Source organism: Janthinobacterium sp. KBS0711 (assembly GCF_000988085.1).
GTDB classification, from domain to species: Bacteria; Pseudomonadota; Gammaproteobacteria; order Burkholderiales; family Burkholderiaceae_D; genus Janthinobacterium; species Janthinobacterium lividum_E.
Genome location: NZ_LBCO01000024.1, coordinates 703,556 through 725,893, shown reverse-complemented (window position 1 = coordinate 725,893; position 22,338 = coordinate 703,556). Strand labels below are relative to the sequence as shown.

Sequence of the window (22,338 nt, the reverse complement as noted above, 5' to 3'; positions counted from 1 at the left end):
CCGACCCGCCGGTGCTGCTGGCGCAGCAGGACCGGCAGGATGCCACGGGCGAGCGCATCCGCGCTGCGCTGGCTTTATATATCCGCCGCATCGTGCGCGAAATCGGCGCCCTGACGGCCGTGCTGGGGGGGCTGGACATGCTGGTGTTTACGGCCGGTATCGGCGAGCACAGCGCCGAGCTGCGCCAGCGTATCTGCGACGAGCTGGGGTTTATCGGCCCCGTGCTCGACGCGGAGGCGAATGCGCGTAACGCCAGCCGCATTTCCACCGATGCCAGCCGCATCGTGGTGGGCGTGGAGCCGGCCAACGAGGAGTGGGTGGCTGCCCGCCACGCGGCCCTGGCCGTGGGCGCATGAGGTCTTGATGCGTAAGGCTGCACTCGATGGGGAATTTGCCGAATTGCACATATTTTCCGTTGAGTGCGCTAACGCACTGTGTGGTTTGCCAGATATCTTTACTATGAAGTCATGCCATTGCGCTACATCAAGAAACAGCGCGATGCCTGGCAAATTTTGAACATTTTGCCCGCCTTTAGTAAGAATAAAATTAAACCATATTGAAAGGTCTCATCATGAACAAATTACTCGCCACCCTGATCGCTACCCTGTTTGCCACCGCTGCCATCGCGCAAACGGCGCCAGCTACCCCAGCCGTTGCCAGCGCCCAGGCGTCTGCGCAGCATGACATCAACAAGGCTGCCAACAAGGAAGCCAAAGTCGATGCCAAAGCTGACGCCAACGTCGCCAAGGCCGAAATGAAGGCCGACGAAAAGAAAGCCGACGCCCAGCACAAGGCAAATAAAACCAAGGCCAAGGCCCACGACAAAGTGGTCGACGCCGATCCGGAAGACAAGATGAAGGCGCAAGCCAAGGCTGACAAGGCCGCTGCCAAAGCCGATGCCAAAGCGCACAAGGCCGCCGTGAATGCGGATGCCAAAGTGGCCAAGGAAAAAGTGGAAGCGAACCAGGATAAAGCCATCGCCGCCACCAAGACGGAAGAAGCCAAGGCCAAGGCCGACGCTGAAGTCAAGGCTGCCGCCGCCAAGTAATGCACCGTTTGCGGGCCACGGCCTGCAAGCCCAAAAGACAGCTTCGGCTGTCTTTTTTTTCGTTCGCCATTTTTCTTAGACGCCGCTTGCCAGTCTTGATCTCGCGCAAATGCTCCTCTTTTCGCCGTGCCATAGTGAATTGGCACACAGACGAAGGAGACATCATGAGCACCGCTAAAACGAAAAAAACGCCTGCCACCGGTTCGGCGGAAGGCGCGCCAGCCACGTCCGCCACGCAGTCCATGCCGGTCGAAGGCGACATGCAGGCCGGCGCCGATGCGGCGGGCGGCGACGCCATGCCGGGGCAGCGCCTGGGCGTGTCGTATGCGGACCAGGCGGCGCTCGCCCAGGGCGCGACGGCCGCGAATGGCGGCGACATGCCGGGCGGCGGCATGCAGCAGGCATCGCAGGCCATGGCCGGCGCCAGTTGCATGCAGGTGGGAGGTGGCGGCGGCATGGGGGGCGATGGTGGCGGGAGTGGCGGCATGGGTGGTGATGGAGGACAGGGCGGCGGGCAGGGCGGCGGCACGCCGCAGACGCGCACCTGCGCCACGATGGACGTGCATCGCCGCCTGCTCACAGAAGATCCGGCGTACGCGAACGTGCGCGCCGATATCGAAAACCTGGCCGGACTGTACGAGGGCGACGGCAGCATTGCCGGGCGTGCCGGCGTGACCCACATCCCGGTGGTCGTGCACGTGGTGTGGAATACGGCCGCGCAGAATATCTCGGATGCGCAGGTCGCCAGCCAGATCGATGTGCTCAATCGCGACTTCCGGCGCGTCAATCCGGACGTCAACAGCACGCCGGCGCCATTCCTGCCGCTGACGGCCGACGCGCGCGTGGAGTTTGCGCTGGCCACGACCGATCCGCATGGCGCGGCCACCAGCGGCATCGAGCGGCGCCAGACGACGGTGGCCTCGTTTGGCGCGGACGATGCCGTCAAGTCGCAGGCGACGGGCGGCATGGATGCCTGGCCGGCCGACAGCTACCTGAATATCTGGGTCTGCCAGCTCGGTGGCGGCTTGCTCGGTTACGCGCAGTTTCCCGGCGGCCCGGCCGCCACCGATGGCGTGGTGATACTGCAATCGGCCTTTGGCACGACGGGCACGGCGGCGCCGCCGTTTCACCTGGGGCGCACGGCCACGCATGAAATCGGCCACTGGCTGAACCTGAACCATATCTGGGGCGACGACGGCACCGGGTGCTCGGGCACGGACAACGTGTCCGACACGCCGAACCAGGGCGGGCCGAACACGGGCCAGCCCTCGTTTCCCCAGGTGTCGTGCAATAACGGGCCGAATGGCGACATGTTCATGAACTACATGGATTACGTCGACGATCCCGCCATGTTCATGTTCACGGCAGGCCAGGTGGCGCGCATGCAGGCTTGCCTCGATGGCCCGCGCGCCAGCATTGGCACGGGCGGGACAGGCGCCGGCGCCACGCCGCGCCAGAGCTCCTCTCCAGTCGTGGCCTGGGGCGCAAGCCGCCTCGACGTCTTCGTGGTGGGCACCGACCGCGCGCTCTTCCACAAGGCCTGGAATGGCACGGCCTGGGCGCCGTCCGTCACCGGCTATGAAGCGCAGGGCGGCATTTGCACCAGTGCGCCGCAGGTGGTGTCGTGGGGGCCGAACCGGCTCGACGTGTTCGTCACGGGCACCGACAGCGGCTTGTTCCACAAATGGTGGAACGGCACGGCCTGGGGACCGTCGCTGACCGGCTATGAAGCGATGGGCGGCCTGTGCGTGGGCGATCCGCGCGCCGTGGCCTGGGGCCCGAACCGCCTCGACGTGTTTGTCGTCGGCACGGACCGCGGCCTGTATCACAAGTGGTGGAACGGGTCCGCCTGGGGGCCATCCTTGACGGGCTATGAAGCCATGGGCGGTCTGTGCCTGGGCCAGCCGGAAGCCGTGGCGTGGGGTCCGAACCGCCTCGATGTCTTCGTCGTCGGCACGGACCGGGCCCTGTACCACAAGTGGTGGGACGGCACGGCCTGGGGACCGTCGCTGACGGGCTATGAACGCCTGGGCGGCATCTGCACCTCGTCGCCGAAAGCCGTGGCGTGGGGACCGAACCGCCTCGACGTCTTCGTCACGGGTACCGACGGCGCGCTGTACCATAAATGGTGGGACGGCGCGAAATGGGGGCCTTCCAACGATGGTTTCGAACGCCTGGGCGGTGCCTGCGTGGGCGAGGTGGAAGCCGTGTCGTGGGCGCCCAACCGGCTCGACCTGTTCGTCATCGGCACGGACAGCGCCCTGTATCACAAGGCGTGGAATGGCACGGCCTGGGCACCGTCCCTGGCGGGCTTTGAAAATCTGGGCGGCGTGTGCACCTCGCGTCCGCGCGCCACGGCCTGGGCGCCAAACCGCCTCGACGTCTTTGTCACGGGCACGAATGGCGCCCTGTTCCACAAGGCGTGGAACGGCACGGCCTGGTCGCCCTCCGTGACTGGCTATGAAAACCTGGGCGGCGTGGTATCGTGTTTCTGAGGGAGGGATCGCCATGCACGGCATGACCACGGCACTGCCCAGCGGCAGCTGGACGCACTCGTTCGAGGAAGATGCGGACGGTATCGAGGTGTACCGGCCCACGGCCACGTTCGCCTTTCCTGCCAGCCGCAAGGGGCGCAAGGTGCTGGAATTCGGCGCGCCCGCCGGCGCCATGGCGCAAGGGGCGGCGACATTGACGTCGATGGCACCCGGCCCCGACGACCGGCCCCGCGCCGGCCCCATGTCCCGGCTGGTGCCCCTGGGCATGGGCCGCTATGCGCTCGGTGATGGCGCCGGCGCGCAAGACGTGATCGACATCGTCGAAGCGACGCCCGAGGTGCTGCGCCTGTCGCGGCGCTAAGGCTGGCCGCGCAGCTTGTGCGCGAGCGCCGTGCGGTTGCCCACGTCCAGTTTCTGGTAAATAGCATGCAGCTGGTTGCGCACGGTGGCCGGCGACTTGCCCAGTTCCCTGGCGATGCTTTTATATGGCAGACCTTCGGCTGCCATGGCCGCCACCAGCCGCTCGGCCGGGGTCAAACGCTGCATGGCGACCTGCCTGAAACATTGTTTGTCATCGCTGTTCTCCTGTCCGTGGGCGGCATGCCGGTGGCATGCCTGCAGGGATAACGGGGATGCGGCGCGTATTTGTAAAACTATTTTTCCCGCGGTGATGGGCGAAAAAAAAGACAGGCGAACCTGTCTTTTTTGTATGGCGCGATGCCGGTCAGCCGATGGCTGCCATGGACACAGGTTTCAGCTTGGCCGCCAGCGCCTTGCCTTTCTTCGAACGCTTGCCGAAGTGGTCGGCCAGGGCCGTGGCGCCCAGCGATGCATCCTGCGGTTTCGACGCCCGGCCGATGCCCGAGACCACCACGCCGCGCTGCGTGATCGGTTGCACGGCCAGCAGCTTGTCCTTGGCATCGAGGTCGATCAGCTTGACGCCGGTGCCGCCCTTGGAGAGGGTCTTCATCTCATCGAGGCCGAACACCAGCAGACGCGCGCCTTCCGTCAGGCAGGCCAGGGCGCTGGCTGTCTCGGCGATGACCTTCGGTTCGAGCGGCACGTCGCCGTCGTCCAGGGTGATGAAGGCCTTGCCGCCTTTCAGACGGCTCGTCATGTCGCCCGCCTTGGCGATGAAGCCGTAGCCGGCGCTCGACGCCAGCAGCAAATTGGTGGCGCCATTGCCCGCAAAGTAGTGCAAGATGCGCACGGCGTTGCCCGGGGTGCCGCCGCTCAGGTCGCACAAGGTCGTGATCGGCACGCCGTCGCCGCGCGCGTTGGGCAGCGCCGAGACGGGAACCGAGTAAATCTTGCCGTTGTTGCCAAAGCCCAGCAGGGTGTCGACCGTGCGGCACTCGAAGGCGCCATGCAGGCTGTCGCCCGCCTTGAAGGTGAACTGCGCCGCATCGTGGCCGATGCCGGTACGCGCGCGCACCCAGCCTTTTTCCGAAATGATGACGGTGACCGGTTCATCGACGACCTTCTGTTCGGCCACTGCTTTCTGCGCTTCCTCGATCAGGGTGCGGCGCGCGTCGCCGAACTGCTTGGCGTCCGCTTCGATTTCGCGGATGATGGCGCGCTTCATCGAGCCCGGGTTGTCGAGCAGGTCTTGCAGCGATTTTTCTTCCTTGCGCAGCTCGGCCAGCTCCTGCTGGATCTTGATCGTTTCCAGGCGCGCCAGCTGGCGCAAACGGATTTCCAGGATGTCGTCGGCCTGGCGTTCGGACAGATTGAACGCGTCGATCAGGGCCGCCTTCGGTTCATCCGAATTGCGGATGATCTGGATCACCTTGTCGATATTGAGCAGGATCGCTTCGCGCCCTTCCAGGATATGGATGCGGTCCTTGACCTTGCCCAGTTTGTAGCCGGTGCGGCGGGTGACGGTCTCGAAGCGGAAATCGATCCACTCGCGCAGGATGTCGCCCAGGCCTTTCTGGCGTGGACGGCCGTCGCCGCCTATCATCACCAGGTTGATCGACGTCGATGATTCCAGCGAGGTGTGCGCCAGCAGCATCAGCATGAATTCTGTCTGGTCCTGGTTCTTCGACTTCGGCTCGAACACGAGGCGCACGGGCGCGGCGCGGCCCGATTCGTCGCGGATGGTGTCGAGCGAATTGAGGATCAGCGCCTTCAGGGCCACCTGGTCCGGCGACAGCGCCTTCTTGCCCAGCTTGATCTTCGGATTCGTCAGTTCTTCGATTTCTTCCAGCACTTTTTGCGACGAGGTGCCAGGCGGCAGTTCCGTCACGACGGCTTGCCACTGGCCGCGCGCCAGTTCCTCGATCTTCCAGCGCGCGCGCACCTTCATGCTGCCACGGCCGCTCGCGTACATATCCTGGATCTGCGACGGCGGCGTGATGATCTGGCCGCCGCCGGGGAAGTCCGGGCCGGGAATGATGGCCATCAGCTCGGCGTGCGTCATCTTCGGATCGCGGATCATGGCGACGGCCGCTTTCGCCACTTCCGCCAGGTTGTGCGACGGGATTTCCGTCGCCAGGCCCACGGCAATGCCGGAGGCGCCGTTCAGCAGCACCATCGGCAGGCGCGCCGGCAGCAGCTTCGGTTCTTCCGTCGAGCCGTCGTAGTTGGGCTGGAAGTCCACCGTGCCCATGCCGATTTCATCCATCAGCAGCTTGGCGATCGGCGTCAGACGCGCTTCCGTGTAACGCATGGCCGCCGCGCCGTCGCCGTCGCGCGAGCCGAAGTTGCCCTGGCCATCGATCAGCGGGTAGCGCAGCGAGAAATCCTGCGCCATGCGCACCAGCGCGTCGTACACGGACTGGTCGCCGTGCGGATGCAATTTACCGAGCACGTCGCCGACCACGGCCGCCGATTTGCGGGGCTTCGCGGTGGAATTGAGACCCAGCTCGTTCATCGCATACAGGATGCGGCGCTGCACGGGCTTCTGGCCGTCGCAGACGTCGGGCAGGGCGCGGCCCTTCACGACGGAGATGGCGTAATCGAGATAGGCGCGCTCGGCAAAGGTGGACAGGGTCAGCGCTTCGCCGTCGAATACCGGTTCATCCGGCTCGATCGGCTCAGGCTGGGCATCGTCAAATAAATTGGTTTGTGTGGACATGGCGCTTGTTTCGGTGTTGAGTGGTTGCGGTTGAATTCGTGGGGCTGATTATGACAGCCGGGATTTGGAAAAGGACTTGCCGTACGTCAGATACATATAGCGCAAGGTCAGATACAGCACGGCCAGGGCCAGCTCGACGCTGTGATGCATCACGGGCATGGCGCGGATGGCGGGGGCATGGCCGGCCAGCACGACGCTGGCGAGGGACGGCACCAGCACGACCGGCCAGATCGTCTTCCATTTGAAATCGGTGGGGGAAAACAGCAAGCCGGCGCACGACCAGGCATACAGCGCGGCGCCGACGAGGGCGGCCGGCAACTGCTGCACATACAGCAAGGACAGCAAGCCCGCACAGCCGATCAGCCATGCGGCGCGCAGGCGGGGCAAGAGCGATTCGCGCCAGCCGCAATCGCCATACAGGCCGGTGGCGCAGCGCAAGGCCAGGGCCGCCAGGCAAAACATCAGCGGCATGGCATCGCCGATGGCCAGCGCCGACGGGCCTTTGCCGCTCATGAACATGGCTGCAAACAGCGACAGGCCCAGACACAGGAGCAGCAGCATGCCATGCAGCAGCTGGCGGTTCATCGCATACGCCAGCAGGGCGGACGCGCACAAGCCGGCGGCGGTAACGAGGCGCATGGTGTCGCTGCGCTCGGGCAGGAACAGCAGCAGTGCCAGCACGAGGTAGGGCGCGATCCAGCCCAGTTGCCGCAGGCCGGGCCGCTGCCACAGTACGGGCAGGCGTTCCTGCAGCGACTCTTGCAGCGTGTCGAGTTGCGCAAACAGGGGCGCCGGCCAGCGCAAGGCATGCATGGCCAGCAGGGCAAAGGCCAGTGCCTGGAAGCCCAGCAGGCTGGCATAGGCCGCCGCGTCGCCGAGCTTGAAGCCGGCCGCATCGAGCACGCCCGCGAGCATGAAGTGCAGTACGAAACCGAGGCCACCCGAGGCCAGCGCCGTCTGCTTGAAGTAGCGCTTGGCATGGACGGCGTGTTCCCATCGTTCGAACAGGTCCGTATCGAGTTTGTAAGCGAGCATCTCGCCGTGCTGCCAGCGTATCGCGTGCAGCAGTTCGCGTAGTTGCAGCGTGAATTTTTGGTCGAACAGCTGGCGCGCGTAGGCCGAAGGCGGCTGTTGCGACATGATGCAGTCCAGGCCCGGGTAGCTGTCGCGGTTGTCGCTGAAATGGGCGAACGAGCGGTCGGCCCGGTAGCGCTGCACGGCGCTGCGCACCAGATCCCCATGGCTGCGCGCCAGGTAGGAAAAATCGCGGTCCCAGCCCAGTTGCTCAAACAGGGCCTGGCGCAGCGACAGGTCATAGCCGGCGCTGGCGCAGTAGCGCAGCGCGCATAGTTCGAATTCCTCGCGCACGTCGAGGTTCAGCATGGCGTCGTCCTGCAGGATGCCGGCCAGTACCTCGCTGCCATCCGCGTGCCGCGACTGTTTCAGGAACGCCTGCCACAGGCTGGCCGCTTCCTGCGCCGGATCGATGGCGACCACGCCCCATAGTTCCGACGGCGGTGCGGGCTCCTGGGCAATGACGCCCCACAGTTCCGCAGGCGGCTCCTGCGCTTCCTGCGGGGGTTCGTCGATCACGCCCCACAGCTCGGCCGGTTCCATGGGCGGCGCTTCTGGCGCTGCCGCTTTGGCTTCGACTTCGGCTTCGGCCGCTTGCGCTTCCGGGAACTCCTCGGCAAACAGGTGCGCATGGCGCAGCGCGTATTCATACGCGTCGCGCAGTTCCTGGAAGGCGGCCGGATCGTCCTCGGGACGCGTCACCTTCAGGCGCTTCGCATACGCGCGCTTGAGGGCGCGCTCGTCGCCGGTCGGCTCCGTGCCCAGGATTGCCCACAGGCTGCGCTGTCCGTTGTCCATGCCGCCGTCCATTTACAGGAAGCTCTCGCTCTCGACCTGGCGCAACACGTCATCCAATGCCTGGCGCGCCTTGCGGATGGTGTTCGGGTCCTGCGTTTCCAGCGCGGCCTGGAAGTTGGCCGTGTGCGCCGCCAGGTACTGGCGCACGTCGCCCAGCGACTGTTCGTACAGGCGGTCGGCGCGTGTGACCAGGGTGCGGTTTTCCAGCTGCTCGCGCGGGTGGATCTTCAGGTCGGCCAGTTCCGCAAAGCGCTGCTCGATCTGTTCCGGCGTCATCACGCCCGCGTTGTCGCTGATGATCATCTTGTGGCGTTCCTGTGTGGCCAGCACCGTCACTTCCGCTTCCAGCACGCCGCTGATGTCATAGGTGAAGCGCACGTCGATGCCGATCTCGCCCGCTTTTTTCGCGGGGATCGGGAAGCTGATCTTGCCGAGGAAGACGTTGTCGGCCACCAGGCGCGACTCGCCCTGGAAGATCGCCACGTTGATTTCCTTCTGGTTGTCGTGGATGGTGGTGATGTTTTCCGTGCGCGAGACGGGCACGACGGAATTGCGCTCGATGATGGGCAGATAATGCCCGCCTTCATACTGGTTCGCGCCGACCTGGCGCGAAATGGAAATGCCCAGCGAGTACGGCGCCACGTCCGTCATGACCACTTCGTCGAGGGCCGCGTCGCGCATTTTCAGTCCCGCCTGCACGGCGGCCCCCAGCGCCACGGCTTCGTCCGGGTCCAGGTGGATGGCGGGGAAACGGCCGAACATGCGCGAGACGAGCTTGCGCACCAGCGGCATGCGCGTGGCGCCGCCGGCCAGTACCACTTCATTCAATTCCGCGGCGCGGATGGTGGCGTCGCGCAGCGCCCGTTCCACGGGCAGGCGCAGGCGGGCCAGCAGCGGCTCGCACAATTGCGCCAGCTTGTCTTCGCCGATCTCCCAGCTGTACTCCCTGTCCTGGTAGCGCGTGGCCATGCGCACGGACGGCTGCTCCGACAGCAAACGCTTGACGCGCTCGGCCTCATCGCGCAGCAGCTGCTGCTGGCGCGGATCGAGCAGGCGGCTGCCGACGGCGTCGCGCAAGCCGCTGCCTTCCATGAAAGCGTCGACCAGCACGGTGACGAAGTCTTCGCCGCCCAGAAAATTGTCGCCGGCCGAGGCGCGCACTTCCATCACGCCTTCGAACAGCTCCAGGATCGACACGTCGAAGGTGCCGCCGCCCAGGTCGAAGACGAGGAATTTGCTTTCCTGTTCCTTGTCGCGGATGCCGTAGGCCAGCGCGGCGGCCGTTGGTTCGTTCAGCAACCGCTCCACGCGCAAGCCCGCCAGTTGGCCGGCGATGCGCGTGGCCTTGCGCTGCGCATCGCTGAAATACGCGGGCACGGTGATGATGGCTTCCTCGACCTTGTGGCCGAGGAAGGCTTCGGCATCTTCCTTCAGCGCGCGCAGCACCATCGACGACAGTTCTTCCGGACGGAATTGCTGCGTGCCGAGAGTGATCTTCTTTTCACTGCCCATGTAGCGCTTGAAGACGGCCGCCGTCAGTTGCGGGTGCGTCTGCAGGCGCTCGCGCGCTGCGCGGCCCACGAGCACGGTGCCGTCGTCATCGATGCTCACGCACGACGGCGTCAGGTGCTCGCCGAGCGCATTCGGGATGATGGAAGCCTTGCCGTCGCGCCAGATGGCGACCAGGCTGTTGGTGGTGCCCAGGTCGATGCCGATGATCATCAGATATCCGCCTCCGCCTCATTGCCGTGTTCTTCGATCCAGGCGCGGCGTCCGGCCGCTTCGCCCTTGCCCATCAACATATTGAAGCGCGAGGCCGAGGCCATGTGGTCGACTTCACCGAGCGTCACGGGCAGCAAACGGCGCGTGTCCGGGTTCATCGTCGTTTCCCACAGCTGTTCGGCGTTCATCTCGCCCAGGCCCTTGAAGCGCGAGATCGACCAGGCGCCCTGTTTCACGCCTTCCTTGCGCAGCTTGTCCTCGATGGCCACCAGTTCGCCGTCGTCGAGCGCATAGATTTTCTGCATCGGCTTCTTGCCGCGCGCGGGCGCGTCGACCCGGTACAAAGGCGGGCGGGCGATGCAGATGTGGCCCTTGTTGATCAGGACGGGGAAGTGCTTGAAGAACAAGGTCAGCAGCAGTACCTGGATGTGCGAGCCGTCCACGTCCGCGTCGGACAGGATGCAGATCTTGCCGTAGCGCAGGCCGGACAGATCGGGTGTATCGCCCACGCTGTGCGGATCGACGCCGATGGCGACCGCAATATCGTGGATCTCGTTATTGGCGAACAGGCGGTCGCGGTCCGTTTCCCACGAGTTCAAGACCTTGCCGCGCAGGGGCAAAATCGCCTGGAATTCCTTGTCGCGGCCCATCTTGGCCGAACCGCCCGCCGAGTCCCCCTCGACGAGGAACAGTTCATTGCGCGCGATGTCCGACGATTCGCAGTCGGTCAGCTTGCCGGGCAGGACGGCGACGCCCGAGGATTTTTTCTTTTCCACTTTTTGCAGCGAACGCTGGCGCGACTGCGCCTGCTTGATCACGAGTTCGGCCAGCTTCTTGCCGTAGTCGACGTGCTGGTTCAGCCACAGTTCCAGCGGCGGCTTGGTGAAGGTTGAGACGAGGCGCACGGCGTCGCGCGAGTTCAGGCGTTCCTTGATCTGGCCCTGGAATTGCGGGTCCAGCACCTTGGCCGACAACACGAACGAGGCGCGCGCGAACACGTCTTCCGGCAGCAGCTTCACGCCTTTCGGCAGCAGCGAGTGCATCTCGACGAAGTTTTTCACGGCGCCGAACAGGCCGTCGCGCAAGCCCGATTCGTGCGTGCCGCCATTCGAGGTGGGGATCAGGTTGACGTACGATTCGCGCACGATGGCGCCTTCTTCCGTCCACGCCACCACCCAGGCCGCGCCTTCGCCTTCGGCAAAGCCTTCCGAGTCCGGGCCCGCGTACTGCGCGCCTTCGAACAAGGGGATCAGGGTTTCGCCATTCGATACCTGCGCCAGCGTTTCGGTCAGGTAGCCGCGCAAGCCTTCCGCATACTGCCAAGTTTGCGTGTCGCCCGTTTTCGCGTTGGTCAAGGTGACGGTGACGCCCGGCAGCAGCACGGCTTTCGAGCGCAGCAGGCGCTGCAGCTCCGTTTGCGAGATGTTGGGCGAATCAAAGTATTTTGCATCGGGCCAGGCCGTGACGCGCGTGCCCGATTTTTTGCCGTCGCGCGGGGCGGGGCGGGAATTCAATGGCTCGATCACGTCGCCATTCGCAAACACCATGTGGTGCAGGCCGTTGCCGTCGCTTTCCTTGCGCCAGACGGTGATTTCCAGGCGCGTCGACAGCGCATTGGTGACGGACACGCCGACGCCGTGCAGACCGCCCGAGAACGCATAGGCGCCGCCCGAACCCTTGTCGAACTTGCCGCCCGCGTGCAGCCGTGTAAACACGATTTCCACTGTCGGCACACCTTCTTCCGGGTGCAGGCCGACGGGAATGCCGCGGCCATTGTCTTCCACGGTAATGCTGCCATCCGTGTTTTGCGTGACGGCGATATGCGTGCAATGACCGCCCAGCGCCTCGTCGGAGGCATTGTCGATCACTTCCTGAATGATGTGCAGCGGATTTTCAGTGCGGGTGTACATCCCCGGGCGCTGCTTGACGGGTTCCAGTCCTTTCAGGACACGGATGGATGATTCGCTGTAGTCGGATGCTGGTTTTTTAGTGGCCATACGTGTTCAAGCTAAGTAAAGACAGTGGTTGGAACGCCAGGCCAGGGCACTGCGGGCGCAATGACAGCGGCGGCGATAACTGTATAAATATACAGTATATCCCGTCCAGCGTCACTGGGGGAGGGCAGTGCGGCAGGCTTGGCGTCCTTGTGCGGACGCTCGCGCATTCTATCTTGATCGGCGGGCAATAGCGCTACTCCAAGGCAACAACAGTGCGCCGCGCGCGTGGTTTTGCGCCAATTGTGATGGATTTTATGCGGTAAAGCCGCCGTTTTTACATCTTGTTTACAGCCGCCTCCCCAGTCTTTACGAATTTTTTAGACCCTTTTGGCTAATCTGCTCACTATCAAAACAAACCTGTGTGAGGGTGGGAATGGATCTCGTGTATCTCGGCTTGATTGCCGTGTTTTTCGTCCTGGCGGCCGGCTTTGCCGTCGCCTGCGACAAATTAGGGAGCGTCAAATGAATGCGTTTTATGTGCTGGGTGCCGTCGTCTCGGCTGGCCTGCTCGTGTACCTGCTGGTAGCGCTGCTGAAGGCGGAGGAACTGTGATGACGACGCAATCGATACTCTTATTGGTGGCCTTCCTGGCCGTGCTGCTGGCCGCCGGCTATCCGCTGGGCCTGTACATGGCCAAGGTGGCCGGCGATGCGCCCGTGCGCGGCCTTGGCTGGCTGCAAAAGCTGGAAAACCTGCTGTACCGCTGGTCCGGCCTGCCCGCCGACAAGGCCATGGGCTGGAAAAGCTATGCCATCGCCCTGATCGTCTTCAACACCGTGGGCGCCGTCTTCGTCTACGGCCTGCAGCGCCTGCAGGGCTTCCTGCCCTTGAATCCCCAGGGACTTGGCGCCGTCAGCCCCGATTCCTCGTTCAATACCACCGTCAGCTTCGTCGCCAACACCAACTGGCAGGGCTACGGCGGCGAACAGACCATGAGCTACCTGACCCAGATGCTGGGCATGGCATGCCAGAACTTCTTTTCGGCGGCCACCGGCATCGCCGTGATTTTCGCGCTGGTGCGCGGCTTCGCCTCGCGCTCGGGCAAATCGATCGGCAATTTCTGGGTCGACCTGGTGCGCTCGACCCTGTACATCCTGCTGCCGCTGTCGCTGGCCCTGTCCGTCGTCTTCATGGGCGAAGGCATGATCCAGAATTTTTCCGCCTACAAGGAAGTGACCCTGCTCGACCACGTGGCCTATGAAACGCCGAAAATGACGGCAGACGGCCAGCCCGTGCTGGATGCGGCCGGCAAGCCCGTGATGGAAGCGCAAGTGGCGACGACGCAGACGATCGCCATGGGCCCTGTCGCATCGCAGGAATCGATCAAGCTGCTGGGCACGAATGGCGGCGGCTTCTTCAACGCCAATTCCTCGCACCCGTATGAAAACCCCACCGTGCTGTCGAACTTCCTGCAGATGCTGGCCATCTTCCTCATTCCCGCCGGCCTGTGCTTCACCTTCGGCAGCATGGTGGGCGACATGCGCCAGGGTTGGGCCGTGCTGGCCGCCATGACCCTGATCTTTGTCGTCATGACGGCCGGCGTGATGAGCGCCGAGCAGCAAGCCAATCCGGCCCTGCAAACGCTGGGCGTGGACCAGCAGGCCAGCAGCCTGCAATCGGGCGGCAACATGGAAGGCAAGGAAACGCGTTTCGGCATCAGCTCCTCGACCCTGTTCGCGGCGGTGACGACGGCTGCGTCGTGCGGCGCCGTCAACTCCATGCACGACTCCTACATGCCACTGGGCGGCATGGTGCCGCTGCTGCTGATGCAGTTCGGCGAAGTGATTTTCGGCGGCGTGGGCACGGGCCTGTACGGCATGCTGATGTTCGCCATCCTGGCCGTCTTCATCGCCGGCCTGATGATCGGCCGCACGCCTGAATACCTGGGCAAGAAAATCCAGGCCTATGAAATGAAGATGGTCTCGCTGGCCATCCTGATCACGCCAGCCCTGGTGCTGACGGGCACGGCGATCGCCGTGATGGTTGAACCGGGCACGGTGGGCGTGGCCAACCCGGGCGCGCATGGTTTCTCGGAAATCCTGTACGCCTTCACGTCGGCCGCCAACAACAACGGCAGCGCGTTTGCCGGCCTGTCCGCCAACACGCCGTTCTACAACGTGATGCTGGCGATCGCCATGTGGTTCGGCCGCTTCGGTGTGATCGTACCCGTGCTGGCGGTGGCCGGTTCGCTGGCGGCCAAGCAGCGCCTGTCGGCCAATGCCGGCACCATGCCCACGCACGGCCCCATGTTCATCGGCTTGCTGATCGGCGTCGTCATCCTCGTCGGCGTGCTCAATTACGTTCCCGCGCTGGCCCTGGGCCCGATCGTCGAACACCTGCAACTTTTCATCAAATAAGAGGCTACCATGTCACGCACAAGCCTGACTTTGTTCGATTCCGCACTGATCGGCCCCGCCGTCGTCGATGCGTTCAAAAAACTCGACCCCCGCACGCAGTGGCGCAGCCCCGTGATGTTCGTCGTCTACGTGGGCAGCATCATCACGACCCTGCTGGCGACCCAGGCCGGGATCAGCGGCGGCCAGGGTGAAGCGCCATTCGGCTTCATCGTTGCCGTCGCCGTGTGGCTGTGGTTTACCGTGCTGTTCGCGAACTTCGCCGAAGCGCTGGCCGAAGGCCGCAGCAAGGCGCAGGCGGCCTCGCTGCGCGCCCTGAAGCAAACGGTGATGGCAAAGAAAATGCAAACGCCGAAATACGGCACTTCCTGGCTGCCCACGCCGGCCACCGACCTGCGCAAGGGCATGACGGTGCTGGTCGAAGCGGGCGACGTGATTCCCGCCGACGGCGAAGTGACGGCCGGCGTGGCTTCCGTCGATGAAAGCGCCATCACGGGCGAATCGGCGCCCGTCATCCGCGAATCGGGTGGCGACTTTTCCGCCGTCACGGGCGGCACCCGCGTGCTGTCGGACTGGCTGCTGGTGCGCGTCTCCGTCAACCCCGGCGAAGCCTTCATCGACCGCATGATCGCCATGGTCGAAGGCGCCAAGCGCCAGAAGACGCCGAACGAGATCGCCCTGACGATTTTACTGGTGGCCCTGTCGATCGTCTTCCTGATCGTCACCGTGACCCTGTTGCCGTATTCGCTGTTTTCCGTGGCGGCGGCCGGCACTGGCACGCCCGTGACGATCACGGTGCTGATCGCGCTGCTCGTGTGCCTGATTCCAACCACCATCGGCGGTCTGTTGTCCGCCATCGGCGTGGCCGGCATGAGCCGCATGATGCAGGCCAATGTGATCGCCACGTCGGGTCGCGCCGTGGAAGCGGCCGGCGACGTGGACGTGCTGCTGCTCGATAAAACGGGCACCATCACACTGGGCAACCGCCAGGCGTCGAGCTTTGTACCTGCGCCCGGCGTGACGGAGCAGCAGCTGGCCGATGCGGCGCAGCTGGCCTCCCTGGCCGATGAAACGCCGGAAGGGCGTAGCATCGTCGTGCTGGCCAAGCAGAAGTTCAATATCCGCGAACGCGAAATGGCCAGCCTGCACGCCACCTTCGTGCCTTTCACGGCGCAAACGCGCATGAGCGGCGTGGATATCCCGGGCGAGCAGCAGGTGCGCCAGTTGCGCAAGGGCGCGGCCGATTCCATGAAAAAGTACGTGGAAGCGCTGGGCCAGCCGTATCCGGCCGAGGTGGGGCGCGCCGTCGACGATATCGCGCGCCGCGGCAGCACGCCGCTGGTGGTGGTCGACGACGGCCGCGTGATGGGCGCCGTGGAGCTGAAGGATATCGTCAAGGGCGGCATCAAGGAACGCTTCGCGGAATTGCGCCGCATGGGCATCAAGACCGTCATGATCACGGGCGACAACAAGCTGACGGCCGCCGCCATTGCGGCCGAAGCGGGCGTGGACGATTTCCTCGCCGAGGCGACGCCGGAAGACAAGCTGAAACTGATCCGCAGCTACCAGGCCGAAGGCCGCCTGGTGGCGATGACGGGCGACGGCACCAACGACGCCCCGGCGCTGGCGCAGGCCGACGTGGCCGTGGCCATGAACTCGGGCACGCAGGCGGCAAAGGAGGCGGGCAATATGGTCGACCTCGATTCGAACCCGACCAAGCTGCTGGAAATCGTTGAAATCGGCAAGCAGATGCTGATGACGCGCGGTTCGCTGACGACGTTCTCGATTTCGAACGACATCGCCAAATACTTCGCCATCATCCCGGCCGCCTTCGTGGGCACTTATCCGCAACTGAAGGCGCTGGACATCATGCATTTGGCCAGCCCCGCGTCGGCCATCATGTCGGCCGTGATCTTCAATGCGCTGATCATCGTCGTGCTCATTCCGCTGGCGCTCAAAGGCGTGCAATACCGGGCCATCGGCGCAGCCAGCCTGTTGCGCCGCAACCTGCTGATCTATGGCCTGGGCGGCATCGTCCTGCCCTTCATCGGCATCAAGCTGATCGACATGCTGCTGTCCGCACTCAATTTAGTCTAAAGGAACCATCATGAGCACCATCGTACGTCCTGCCCTGGTCCTGTTTGCCGCGCTGACCGTGATCTGCGGCGTCGTCTATCCATTCGCCACGGCCGGCATCGGGCAGCTGGCTTTCAGCGATGAAGTCAACGGCAGCATCGTCGAGCGTGGCGGAAAACCCGTCGGCTCGACCCTGATCGGCCAGTCCTTCACGTCGCCCAAGTACTTCTGGGGCCGTCCATCGGCGACCGCGCCGATGGCGAACAACGGCGCAGGTTCGGGCGGCTCGAACCAGGGGCCGACCAATCCGGCCCTGGTGGACGCCGTCAAGGCGCGCATCGCGGCCCTGAAGGAAGCCGACCCGGGTAATCGCAATCCGATTCCCGTCGACCTGGTGACGGCGTCGGGCAGCGGCCTGGATCCGGAAATCAGCCTGGCGGGCGCTCTGTACCAGGCGCCGCGCGTGGCCCGCGTGCGCGCCATGCCGCTGGCGCAGGTGGAAAACGCCATCGCCAAGGTGCAGAAAACCGCATATATCGGCTTTTTCGGCGAACCGCGCGTCAATGTGCTGGAACTGAATCTGGCGCTCGATGCGATGGCGAAGTAAGCTGGCGAAGAACCGTAGGTCGGCGTAGGTCGGCTTAGCGCAGCGTAAGCCGACACCACCACCAGCCAGGCCACCAATGTCGTCGGATTACGCGCAAGCGCTAATCCGACCTACGTGCTTACGTCGCCGCTTGACGCCACAGCAAAATAACAAGATAGCATTACGCAAGAAGATTAAAATACAACATGCTCCCCAACGACAGCCAACGCCCCGACCCTGATGCCCTGCTGGCGCAAGTGCAGGCACAGGAAAAGAAAGCCGCGCGCGGCCGGCTGCGCATCTATTTTGGCGCCTCGGCCGGCGTCGGCAAGACCTATGCGATGCTGGCCGCCGCGCGCAAGCTGCTGGCCGATGGCCAGGATTTGCTGGTGGGCGTGGTGGAGACGCATGGGCGCCAGGATACGGCGGCCCAGCTGGACGGTTTGCCTGTGCTGCCCCTGAAGGCCATCGAGTACCGGGGCAAGACCCTGTACGAGTTCGACCTTGACGAAGCGCTGCGCCGCGCGCCGCCGCTGATACTGATGGATGAACTGGCCCATTCGAACGTGGCCGGTTCGCGCCATCCGAAACGCTGGCAGGATGTCGAGGAATTGCTGGCGGCCGGCATCGACGTGCTGTCCACCGTGAACGTGCAGCACCTGGAAAGCCTGAACGACGTGGTGGGCGGGATCACGGGCGTGCGCGTGGCCGAGACCTTGCCAGACACGGTGTTCGACCGCGCCGACGAAGTGGTGCTGGTCGATATCCCCGCCGACGAACTGCTGCGCCGCCTGAAGCAGGGCAAGGTGTATCAGCCGCTGCAGGCCGAGCGGGCGTCGCAGCATTTTTTCCGCAAGGGCAATCTGATCGCCTTGCGTGAGCTGGCCTTGCGCCGCACGGCGGACCGGGTGCAGGACGACGTGCAAGCCTACCGCGTCGAAAAATCGATCAATCCCGTGTGGAAGACGGGCGCCGCGCTGCTGGCCTGCGTGGGGCCGCACGCGGGGGGTGAACACGTGATCCGCAGCACGGCGCGCCTGGCCAGCCAGCTGAACGCGGAATGGCATGCGCTGTACGTGGAAACGCCGCGTTTGCAGCGCCTGCCGGCGGGCCAGCGCGAGCGTATTTTGAAAACCCTGAAACTGGCGCAGGACCTGGGCGCGCGCACGGCCATCGTGCCGTCGGCCGACATCGCCGGTGCCGTGGTCGAGTATGCGCGCAGCGCGAATATCTCGAAAGTCATCGTGGGCCGTGGCCGTGCCAACTTCAATGCGCTGGCGCGCCTGTGGCAGGCGTCGCCGGCCGCGCGCATGGCCAGCCTGGCGCCCGATATCGATCTGATCGAGGTGGGCTTGCCGCCAGCCGATGCGGCGCCCCGGCGCGCAGCCGGCGATGATGCGGAAGCGCCGCGCCGGCCATCGCGCCATTGGCGCTACATCCTGGCCACCGGCGCCAGCCTGGCCACGGCCCTCGCCTCGGTTCCATTGCAGCCTTATCTTGACCTGGCCAATATCGCGATGCTGTCCTTGCTGACGGTGGTGCTGGTGGCCGTGCGCCTGGGGCGCGGGCCGGCGGCGCTGGCCAGCCTGGTGGGCGTGGCCTGCTTCGATTTCGTCTTCGTGCCACCGCGCTTTTCATTTGCCGTGGGCGACTTCCAGTACGTGATCACGTTTGGCGTGATGCTGGCCGTGGGCCTGATCACGGGCCACCTGACGGCTGGCCTGCGCTTCCAGGCGCGCGTGGCTTCGCACCGCGAAGCGCGCGCCCGCGCCCTGTATGAATTTTCGCGCGAGCTGTCCGGCGTGCTGCAGACGGAACAGATTTTCGACATCACGAAAAGCGCCATCGAACGGGCTTTCCGTGCGCGCGCCACCTTGCTGCTGCCCGATGACGAGGGAAGCTTGCAGGCCCCGAACGGCGGCGAGGCCCTGGATATCGGCATCGCGCAGTGGGCCTTCGACCATGCGCAGGCGGCGGGGACGGGCACCGACACCTTGCCGGCGTCGCCAATTTTCTACCTGCCGCTGATCGCACCCATGCGCACGCGTGGCGTGCTGGCGCTGCTGCCGCTCGAGGGAACGCAGCGTGGACGCTGGCTGCTGGTGCCGGAACAGCGCCAGCACCTCGATACCTTTGCCGCCCTGGCGGCCATCGCCCTCGAGCGCGTGCACTACATCGACGTGGCCCAGGGCGCGCTGCTGCAGATGGAGTCCGAGCGCTTGCGCAATTCGCTGCTGGCGGCCCTGTCGCACGACTTGCGCACGCCCTTGACGTCGCTCGTGGGCCTGGCCGAATCGCTGGCCTTGTCCCGGCCCGCGCTGTCGCCCGCGCAGCTGGACATGGCGCGCTCGCTGCAGTCCGAGACCGTGCGCATGAGCGCCCTGGTGGCAAACTTGCTGGACATGGCGCGCATCGAGAGCGGCCAGGTGCGCCTGAACCTGCAATGGCAGGCGCTGGAAGAGGTGGTGGGCAGCGCGCTGCGCGCCAGCGGCCCGCAATTGCAGCAGCATGCCGTGCAGACGCAACTGGCGCCGGATTTGCCGCTGGTGCGCTACGACGCCGTGCTGGTCGAGCGTGTGCTGTGCAACCTGCTGGAAAACGCGGCCAAGTACACGCCGGCCGGCAGCACCATCACGGTCGTGGCCGGGGTGCACGGCCAGTTTTTGCAGGTGACGGTGCTTGACGATGGCCCGGGCTTGCCGCCGGGCCGCGAAGAAGCCATCTTTGAAAAATTCACGCGCGGCGAACGCGAATCGAACAAGCCGGGTGTCGGGTTGGGGCTGGCCATTTGCCGCGCCATCGTCGAAGCCCACGGCGGCACCATCCACGCGCAGCCGCATGTGCCGGGACAGGGCGCCGCCATCGTCTTCAGCCTGCCGCTGGGCACGCCGCCGGCGCCGCCGGAGCTCGAGCTCGATGACGCGAACGACTTTGAAACAGGAAAACCAATATGAACGAACCTTCCGCCACCGCCTTGCTGGTCGAGGATGAACCGCAAATCCGCCGCTTCGTGCGCGCCGCGCTGGAAGACGAGGGCTGGCAGATTTTCGAATCGGCCACCATGCAGCGGGGCTTGATCGATGCGGGCACGCGCCGGCCCGACCTGATCGTGCTGGACCTGGGGCTGCCGGACGGCGACGGCATCGATTTTATCGCCGACATCCGCAAATGGTCGGCCGTGCCCATCATCGTGCTGTCGGCGCGCGTCGACGAGCAGGACAAGATCCGCGCGCTCGACGCGGGCGCCGACGATTATCTGACCAAGCCGTTTGGCGTGGGCGAATTGCTGGCACGCGTGCGCGCCACCTTGCGCCGCCAGCGCCAGCCCGCCGCCAGCGACGATGGCGTGGTGCAGTTTGGCGACGTGCGCGTCGACCTGAAGGACCGGCTGGTGACGCGCAACAAACAGCTGGTGCACATGACGCCGACGGAATTCCGTTTGCTGTCGGTGCTGGTGAAAAACGCCGGCAGGGTGGTCACCAATCCGCAGCTGCTGCGCGAAGTGTGGGGGCCGTCGAACAGTGAAAACGGCCACTATCTGCGCATCTACATGGGCCATCTGCGCCAGAAGCTGGAAGCCGATCCGGCCCAGCCGCAGTACCTGCTGACGGAAACGGCCGTCGGCTACCGGCTGCTGCTGCCGCTCTAACACCTGTTATTTCCCCTGTTTGAAAACAGGCGCCGCGCGCGCCAGGGGGACGCTTTACTTAAAATTTTGCAGCGATTTTTTGCAGCGGCGGGCCAGCTGCGCCATGTTGGCAAAGGCCCATACCACCGATGAAGAAGAACAACCATGAACAAAATGCTACTTGCACTTGCCGTCGCCACTGCTTTTACGGGCAGCCTGGCCCACGCGGACGAGGCCAAGCCGGACAATGAAGTGAGTTTCAACGTGGCCGGCGTGTCCGATTACCGCTACCGCGGCATCTCGCAGACGCGTTTGAAACCCGCGCTGCAAGGTGGCGTCGATTATGTCAACAATCCGACGGGCCTGTACGCGGGCGCCTGGGCTTCCACCATCAAGTGGACCAAGGATGCGGGCGGCAGCGGCGACGTGGAAGTGGACCTGTATGCGGGCAAGCGCGGCCAGCTGACCAGCGATGTTGGCTATGACGTGGGCGCGCTCGCCTATGTGTATACGGACAACGGCTTGAAGCACGTCGCAGGCCTGGCCGACGCGGATACGCAGGAAGTCTACGGCCAGCTGTCGTATGGCCCCGCTTATATCAAGTACTCGCATGCCGTCTCGAACCTGTTCGGCATCGTCAACAGCAAGAACAGCGGCTACCTGGACATCGGCGCGAATATCGACCTGACGAACGGCTGGACCGGCAACCTGCACGCAGGCCACCAGAAGGTCAAGAATAACGATGCATCGAGCTACACGGACTGGAAAGTGGGCGTCACGCGCGACTTCGGCATGGTGACGGGCGCGCTGGCCGTGATCGGCACGAACGCGGGCAAGTCGGCCTATGCCTCGCCCGTGAATGGCAAATTCATGGGCAAGACGGCGCTGCAACTGACGGTCAGCAAGACGTTTTAATTAGTAGAGAGGAGAGGCGGCGCATGCGCCGCCTTTTTTGCGTACTCTAGGCGGGCAGGTTGAAAACGGCGCAGTACAGCTGCCCCAGGCTGACCACGCGGGCGGCCGGGATCTGCGCGGCCAGGGCATGGGCGGGCGCCGCTTGCGTGTCCGTTGCCAGCAGCACGCGCAGGCCCGGATTGACGCTGCGCGCGTGCGCGATGCGGCGCGCCAGGCCTGATTGCGCGGCGCCGTCGACGACACCGTCGAGCGGCACCACCAGCACGCGCGCGGCGACCAGGGCCGAACGGCTGCCCATGGAGTCGCGGCCTTCGCTGTCGATGACGATGTCGTGGTAGCAGTGCACCAGGTGTTCCAGCTCCGGCTGCAAGCCCTTGGCGCTGATGGCGCGCGCCATCAGGCGCGGCCGCGTCAGGCTGCCGTGCATGGCGCCGTCGTGCATATTCCTCGCCTGCGCCATGGCGCCCTGGCGCGGATCGGCATCGAGCAGCAATACCTTGCGTCCGGCCAGCGCGCGCGAAGCGGCCAGCCGCCCGGCCAGGATGGATTTCTCCATCCCTCCGCGT

Annotated in this window: 16 protein-coding genes and 1 pseudogene; 11 read left to right on the top strand and 6 right to left on the bottom strand. The window is 64.8% G+C overall.

Going from position 1 to position 22,338, the window contains the following annotated elements:
* The 4 genes and pseudogenes from VM94_RS29060 to VM94_RS15865 all read left to right on the top strand — a co-directional run.
* Positions 1 to 356: pseudogene (locus VM94_RS29060) on the top strand (acetate/propionate family kinase); the annotation flags it as partial.
* A 215-nt stretch (positions 357 to 571) separates the two neighbouring features.
* On the top strand, positions 572 to 1,048 hold the full coding sequence (locus VM94_RS15875; RefSeq protein ID WP_046684271.1) for a hypothetical protein: 477 nt from the start codon (positions 572 to 574) through the stop codon (positions 1,046 to 1,048).
* Between the two features lie 164 nt (positions 1,049 to 1,212).
* On the top strand, positions 1,213 to 3,543 hold the full coding sequence (locus VM94_RS27825) for a M43 family zinc metalloprotease (protein WP_200899223.1): 2,331 nt from the start codon (positions 1,213 to 1,215) through the stop codon (positions 3,541 to 3,543).
* Between the two features lie 13 nt (positions 3,544 to 3,556).
* Positions 3,557 to 3,904, top strand: a complete 348-nt coding sequence (locus VM94_RS15865) for a hypothetical protein (protein ID WP_138828984.1) — start codon at positions 3,557 to 3,559, stop codon at positions 3,902 to 3,904.
* Here the strand turns inward: VM94_RS15865 and VM94_RS15860 are convergent.
* The 5 genes from VM94_RS15860 to VM94_RS15840 form a co-directional block, all read right to left on the bottom strand.
* Positions 3,901 to 4,089, bottom strand: a complete 189-nt coding sequence (locus VM94_RS15860; RefSeq protein ID WP_034746472.1) for a helix-turn-helix domain-containing protein — start codon at positions 4,087 to 4,089, stop codon at positions 3,901 to 3,903. The genes VM94_RS15865 and VM94_RS15860 overlap by 4 nt on opposite strands.
* Before the next feature lie 178 nt (positions 4,090 to 4,267).
* Positions 4,268 to 6,622 carry a DNA topoisomerase IV subunit A gene (parC, locus tag VM94_RS15855; RefSeq protein ID WP_046684269.1) on the bottom strand — a complete coding sequence of 785 codons (2,355 nt, stop codon included), beginning with the start codon at positions 6,620 to 6,622 and terminating at the stop codon, positions 4,268 to 4,270.
* 48 nt (positions 6,623 to 6,670) lie between these two features.
* Entirely contained in the window at positions 6,671 to 8,494 is a 1,824-nt protein-coding gene (locus VM94_RS15850) for a J domain-containing protein (RefSeq protein ID WP_138828985.1), read from the bottom strand.
* A gap of 12 nt (positions 8,495 to 8,506) precedes the next feature.
* Entirely contained in the window at positions 8,507 to 10,216 is a 1,710-nt protein-coding gene (locus VM94_RS15845) for a molecular chaperone HscC (RefSeq protein ID WP_046684267.1), read from the bottom strand.
* Positions 10,216 to 12,213 (bottom strand): DNA topoisomerase IV subunit B, encoded by a 1,998-nt coding sequence (locus tag VM94_RS15840; RefSeq protein WP_046684266.1) that lies wholly within the window; start codon positions 12,211 to 12,213, stop codon positions 10,216 to 10,218. The genes VM94_RS15845 and VM94_RS15840 overlap by 1 nt, the downstream gene beginning before the upstream one ends.
* Positions 12,214 to 12,675: 462 nt before the next feature.
* On the opposite strand from VM94_RS15840, the gene kdpF reads away from it, so the two are divergent.
* The 7 genes from kdpF to VM94_RS15805 all read left to right on the top strand — a co-directional run bounded on the left by kdpF (position 12,676) and on the right by VM94_RS15805 (position 21,772).
* Entirely contained in the window at positions 12,676 to 12,765 is a 90-nt protein-coding gene (kdpF, locus tag VM94_RS15835) for a K(+)-transporting ATPase subunit F (protein ID WP_034746483.1), read from the top strand.
* Entirely contained in the window at positions 12,765 to 14,570 is a 1,806-nt protein-coding gene (gene kdpA / locus VM94_RS15830; protein WP_046684265.1) for a potassium-transporting ATPase subunit KdpA, read from the top strand. The genes kdpF and kdpA overlap by 1 nt, the downstream gene beginning before the upstream one ends.
* A gap of 9 nt (positions 14,571 to 14,579) precedes the next feature.
* Complete coding sequence (gene kdpB, locus VM94_RS15825) at positions 14,580 to 16,664, top strand: potassium-transporting ATPase subunit KdpB (protein WP_046684264.1); 2,085 nt, start codon at positions 14,580 to 14,582, stop codon at positions 16,662 to 16,664.
* A 10-nt stretch (positions 16,665 to 16,674) separates the two neighbouring features.
* A complete protein-coding gene (gene kdpC, locus VM94_RS15820) occupies positions 16,675 to 17,250 on the top strand; it encodes a potassium-transporting ATPase subunit KdpC (RefSeq protein WP_046684263.1) in 576 nt (191 codons plus the stop codon).
* Between the two features lie 185 nt (positions 17,251 to 17,435).
* Entirely contained in the window at positions 17,436 to 20,183 is a 2,748-nt protein-coding gene (locus VM94_RS15815; protein WP_046684262.1) for a DUF4118 domain-containing protein, read from the top strand.
* The gene (kdpE, locus tag VM94_RS15810; RefSeq protein WP_034746496.1) at positions 20,180 to 20,878 is read left to right on the top strand and encodes a two-component system response regulator KdpE; all 699 of its coding nucleotides are present in this window, start codon (positions 20,180 to 20,182) and stop codon (positions 20,876 to 20,878) included. The genes VM94_RS15815 and kdpE overlap by 4 nt, the downstream gene beginning before the upstream one ends.
* A 144-nt stretch (positions 20,879 to 21,022) precedes the next feature.
* Positions 21,023 to 21,772: a TorF family putative porin gene (locus VM94_RS15805; RefSeq protein WP_046684261.1), complete on the top strand. Its 750-nt coding sequence runs from the start codon at positions 21,023 to 21,025 to the stop codon at positions 21,770 to 21,772.
* A 46-nt stretch (positions 21,773 to 21,818) separates the two neighbouring features.
* On the opposite strand, the gene VM94_RS15800 is transcribed toward VM94_RS15805, so the two are convergent.
* On the bottom strand, positions 21,819 to 22,328 hold the full coding sequence (locus VM94_RS15800) for a cobyrinic acid ac-diamide synthase (protein ID WP_235432922.1): 510 nt from the start codon (positions 22,326 to 22,328) through the stop codon (positions 21,819 to 21,821).
* Positions 22,329 to 22,338 lie beyond the last annotated feature (10 nt).

Excerpts from the sequence above, each read along its gene's own strand:
- VM94_RS15875 (WP_046684271.1), top strand. The coding sequence starts at position 572 with ATGAACAAATTACTCGCCACCCTGATCGCTACCCTGTTTGCCACCGCT.
- VM94_RS27825 (WP_200899223.1), top strand. The coding sequence starts at position 1,213 with ATGAGCACCGCTAAAACGAAAAAAACGCCTGCCACCGGTTCGGCGGAA.
- VM94_RS15865 (WP_138828984.1), top strand. The coding sequence starts at position 3,557 with ATGCACGGCATGACCACGGCACTGCCCAGCGGCAGCTGGACGCACTCG.
- VM94_RS15860 (WP_034746472.1), bottom strand. The coding sequence starts at position 4,089 with ATGCAGCGTTTGACCCCGGCCGAGCGGCTGGTGGCGGCCATGGCAGCC.
- parC (WP_046684269.1), bottom strand. The coding sequence starts at position 6,622 with ATGTCCACACAAACCAATTTATTTGACGATGCCCAGCCTGAGCCGATC.
- VM94_RS15850 (WP_138828985.1), bottom strand. The coding sequence starts at position 8,494 with ATGGACAACGGACAGCGCAGCCTGTGGGCAATCCTGGGCACGGAGCCG.
- VM94_RS15845 (WP_046684267.1), bottom strand. The coding sequence starts at position 10,216 with ATGATCATCGGCATCGACCTGGGCACCACCAACAGCCTGGTCGCCATC.
- VM94_RS15840 (WP_046684266.1), bottom strand. The coding sequence starts at position 12,213 with ATGGCCACTAAAAAACCAGCATCCGACTACAGCGAATCATCCATCCGT.
- kdpF (WP_034746483.1), top strand. The coding sequence starts at position 12,676 with ATGAATGCGTTTTATGTGCTGGGTGCCGTCGTCTCGGCTGGCCTGCTC.
- kdpA (WP_046684265.1), top strand. The coding sequence starts at position 12,765 with ATGACGACGCAATCGATACTCTTATTGGTGGCCTTCCTGGCCGTGCTG.
- kdpB (WP_046684264.1), top strand. The coding sequence starts at position 14,580 with ATGTCACGCACAAGCCTGACTTTGTTCGATTCCGCACTGATCGGCCCC.
- kdpC (WP_046684263.1), top strand. The coding sequence starts at position 16,675 with ATGAGCACCATCGTACGTCCTGCCCTGGTCCTGTTTGCCGCGCTGACC.
- VM94_RS15815 (WP_046684262.1), top strand. The coding sequence starts at position 17,436 with ATGCTCCCCAACGACAGCCAACGCCCCGACCCTGATGCCCTGCTGGCG.
- kdpE (WP_034746496.1), top strand. The coding sequence starts at position 20,180 with ATGAACGAACCTTCCGCCACCGCCTTGCTGGTCGAGGATGAACCGCAA.
- VM94_RS15805 (WP_046684261.1), top strand. The coding sequence starts at position 21,023 with ATGAACAAAATGCTACTTGCACTTGCCGTCGCCACTGCTTTTACGGGC.
- VM94_RS15800 (WP_235432922.1), bottom strand. The coding sequence starts at position 22,328 with ATGGAGAAATCCATCCTGGCCGGGCGGCTGGCCGCTTCGCGCGCGCTG.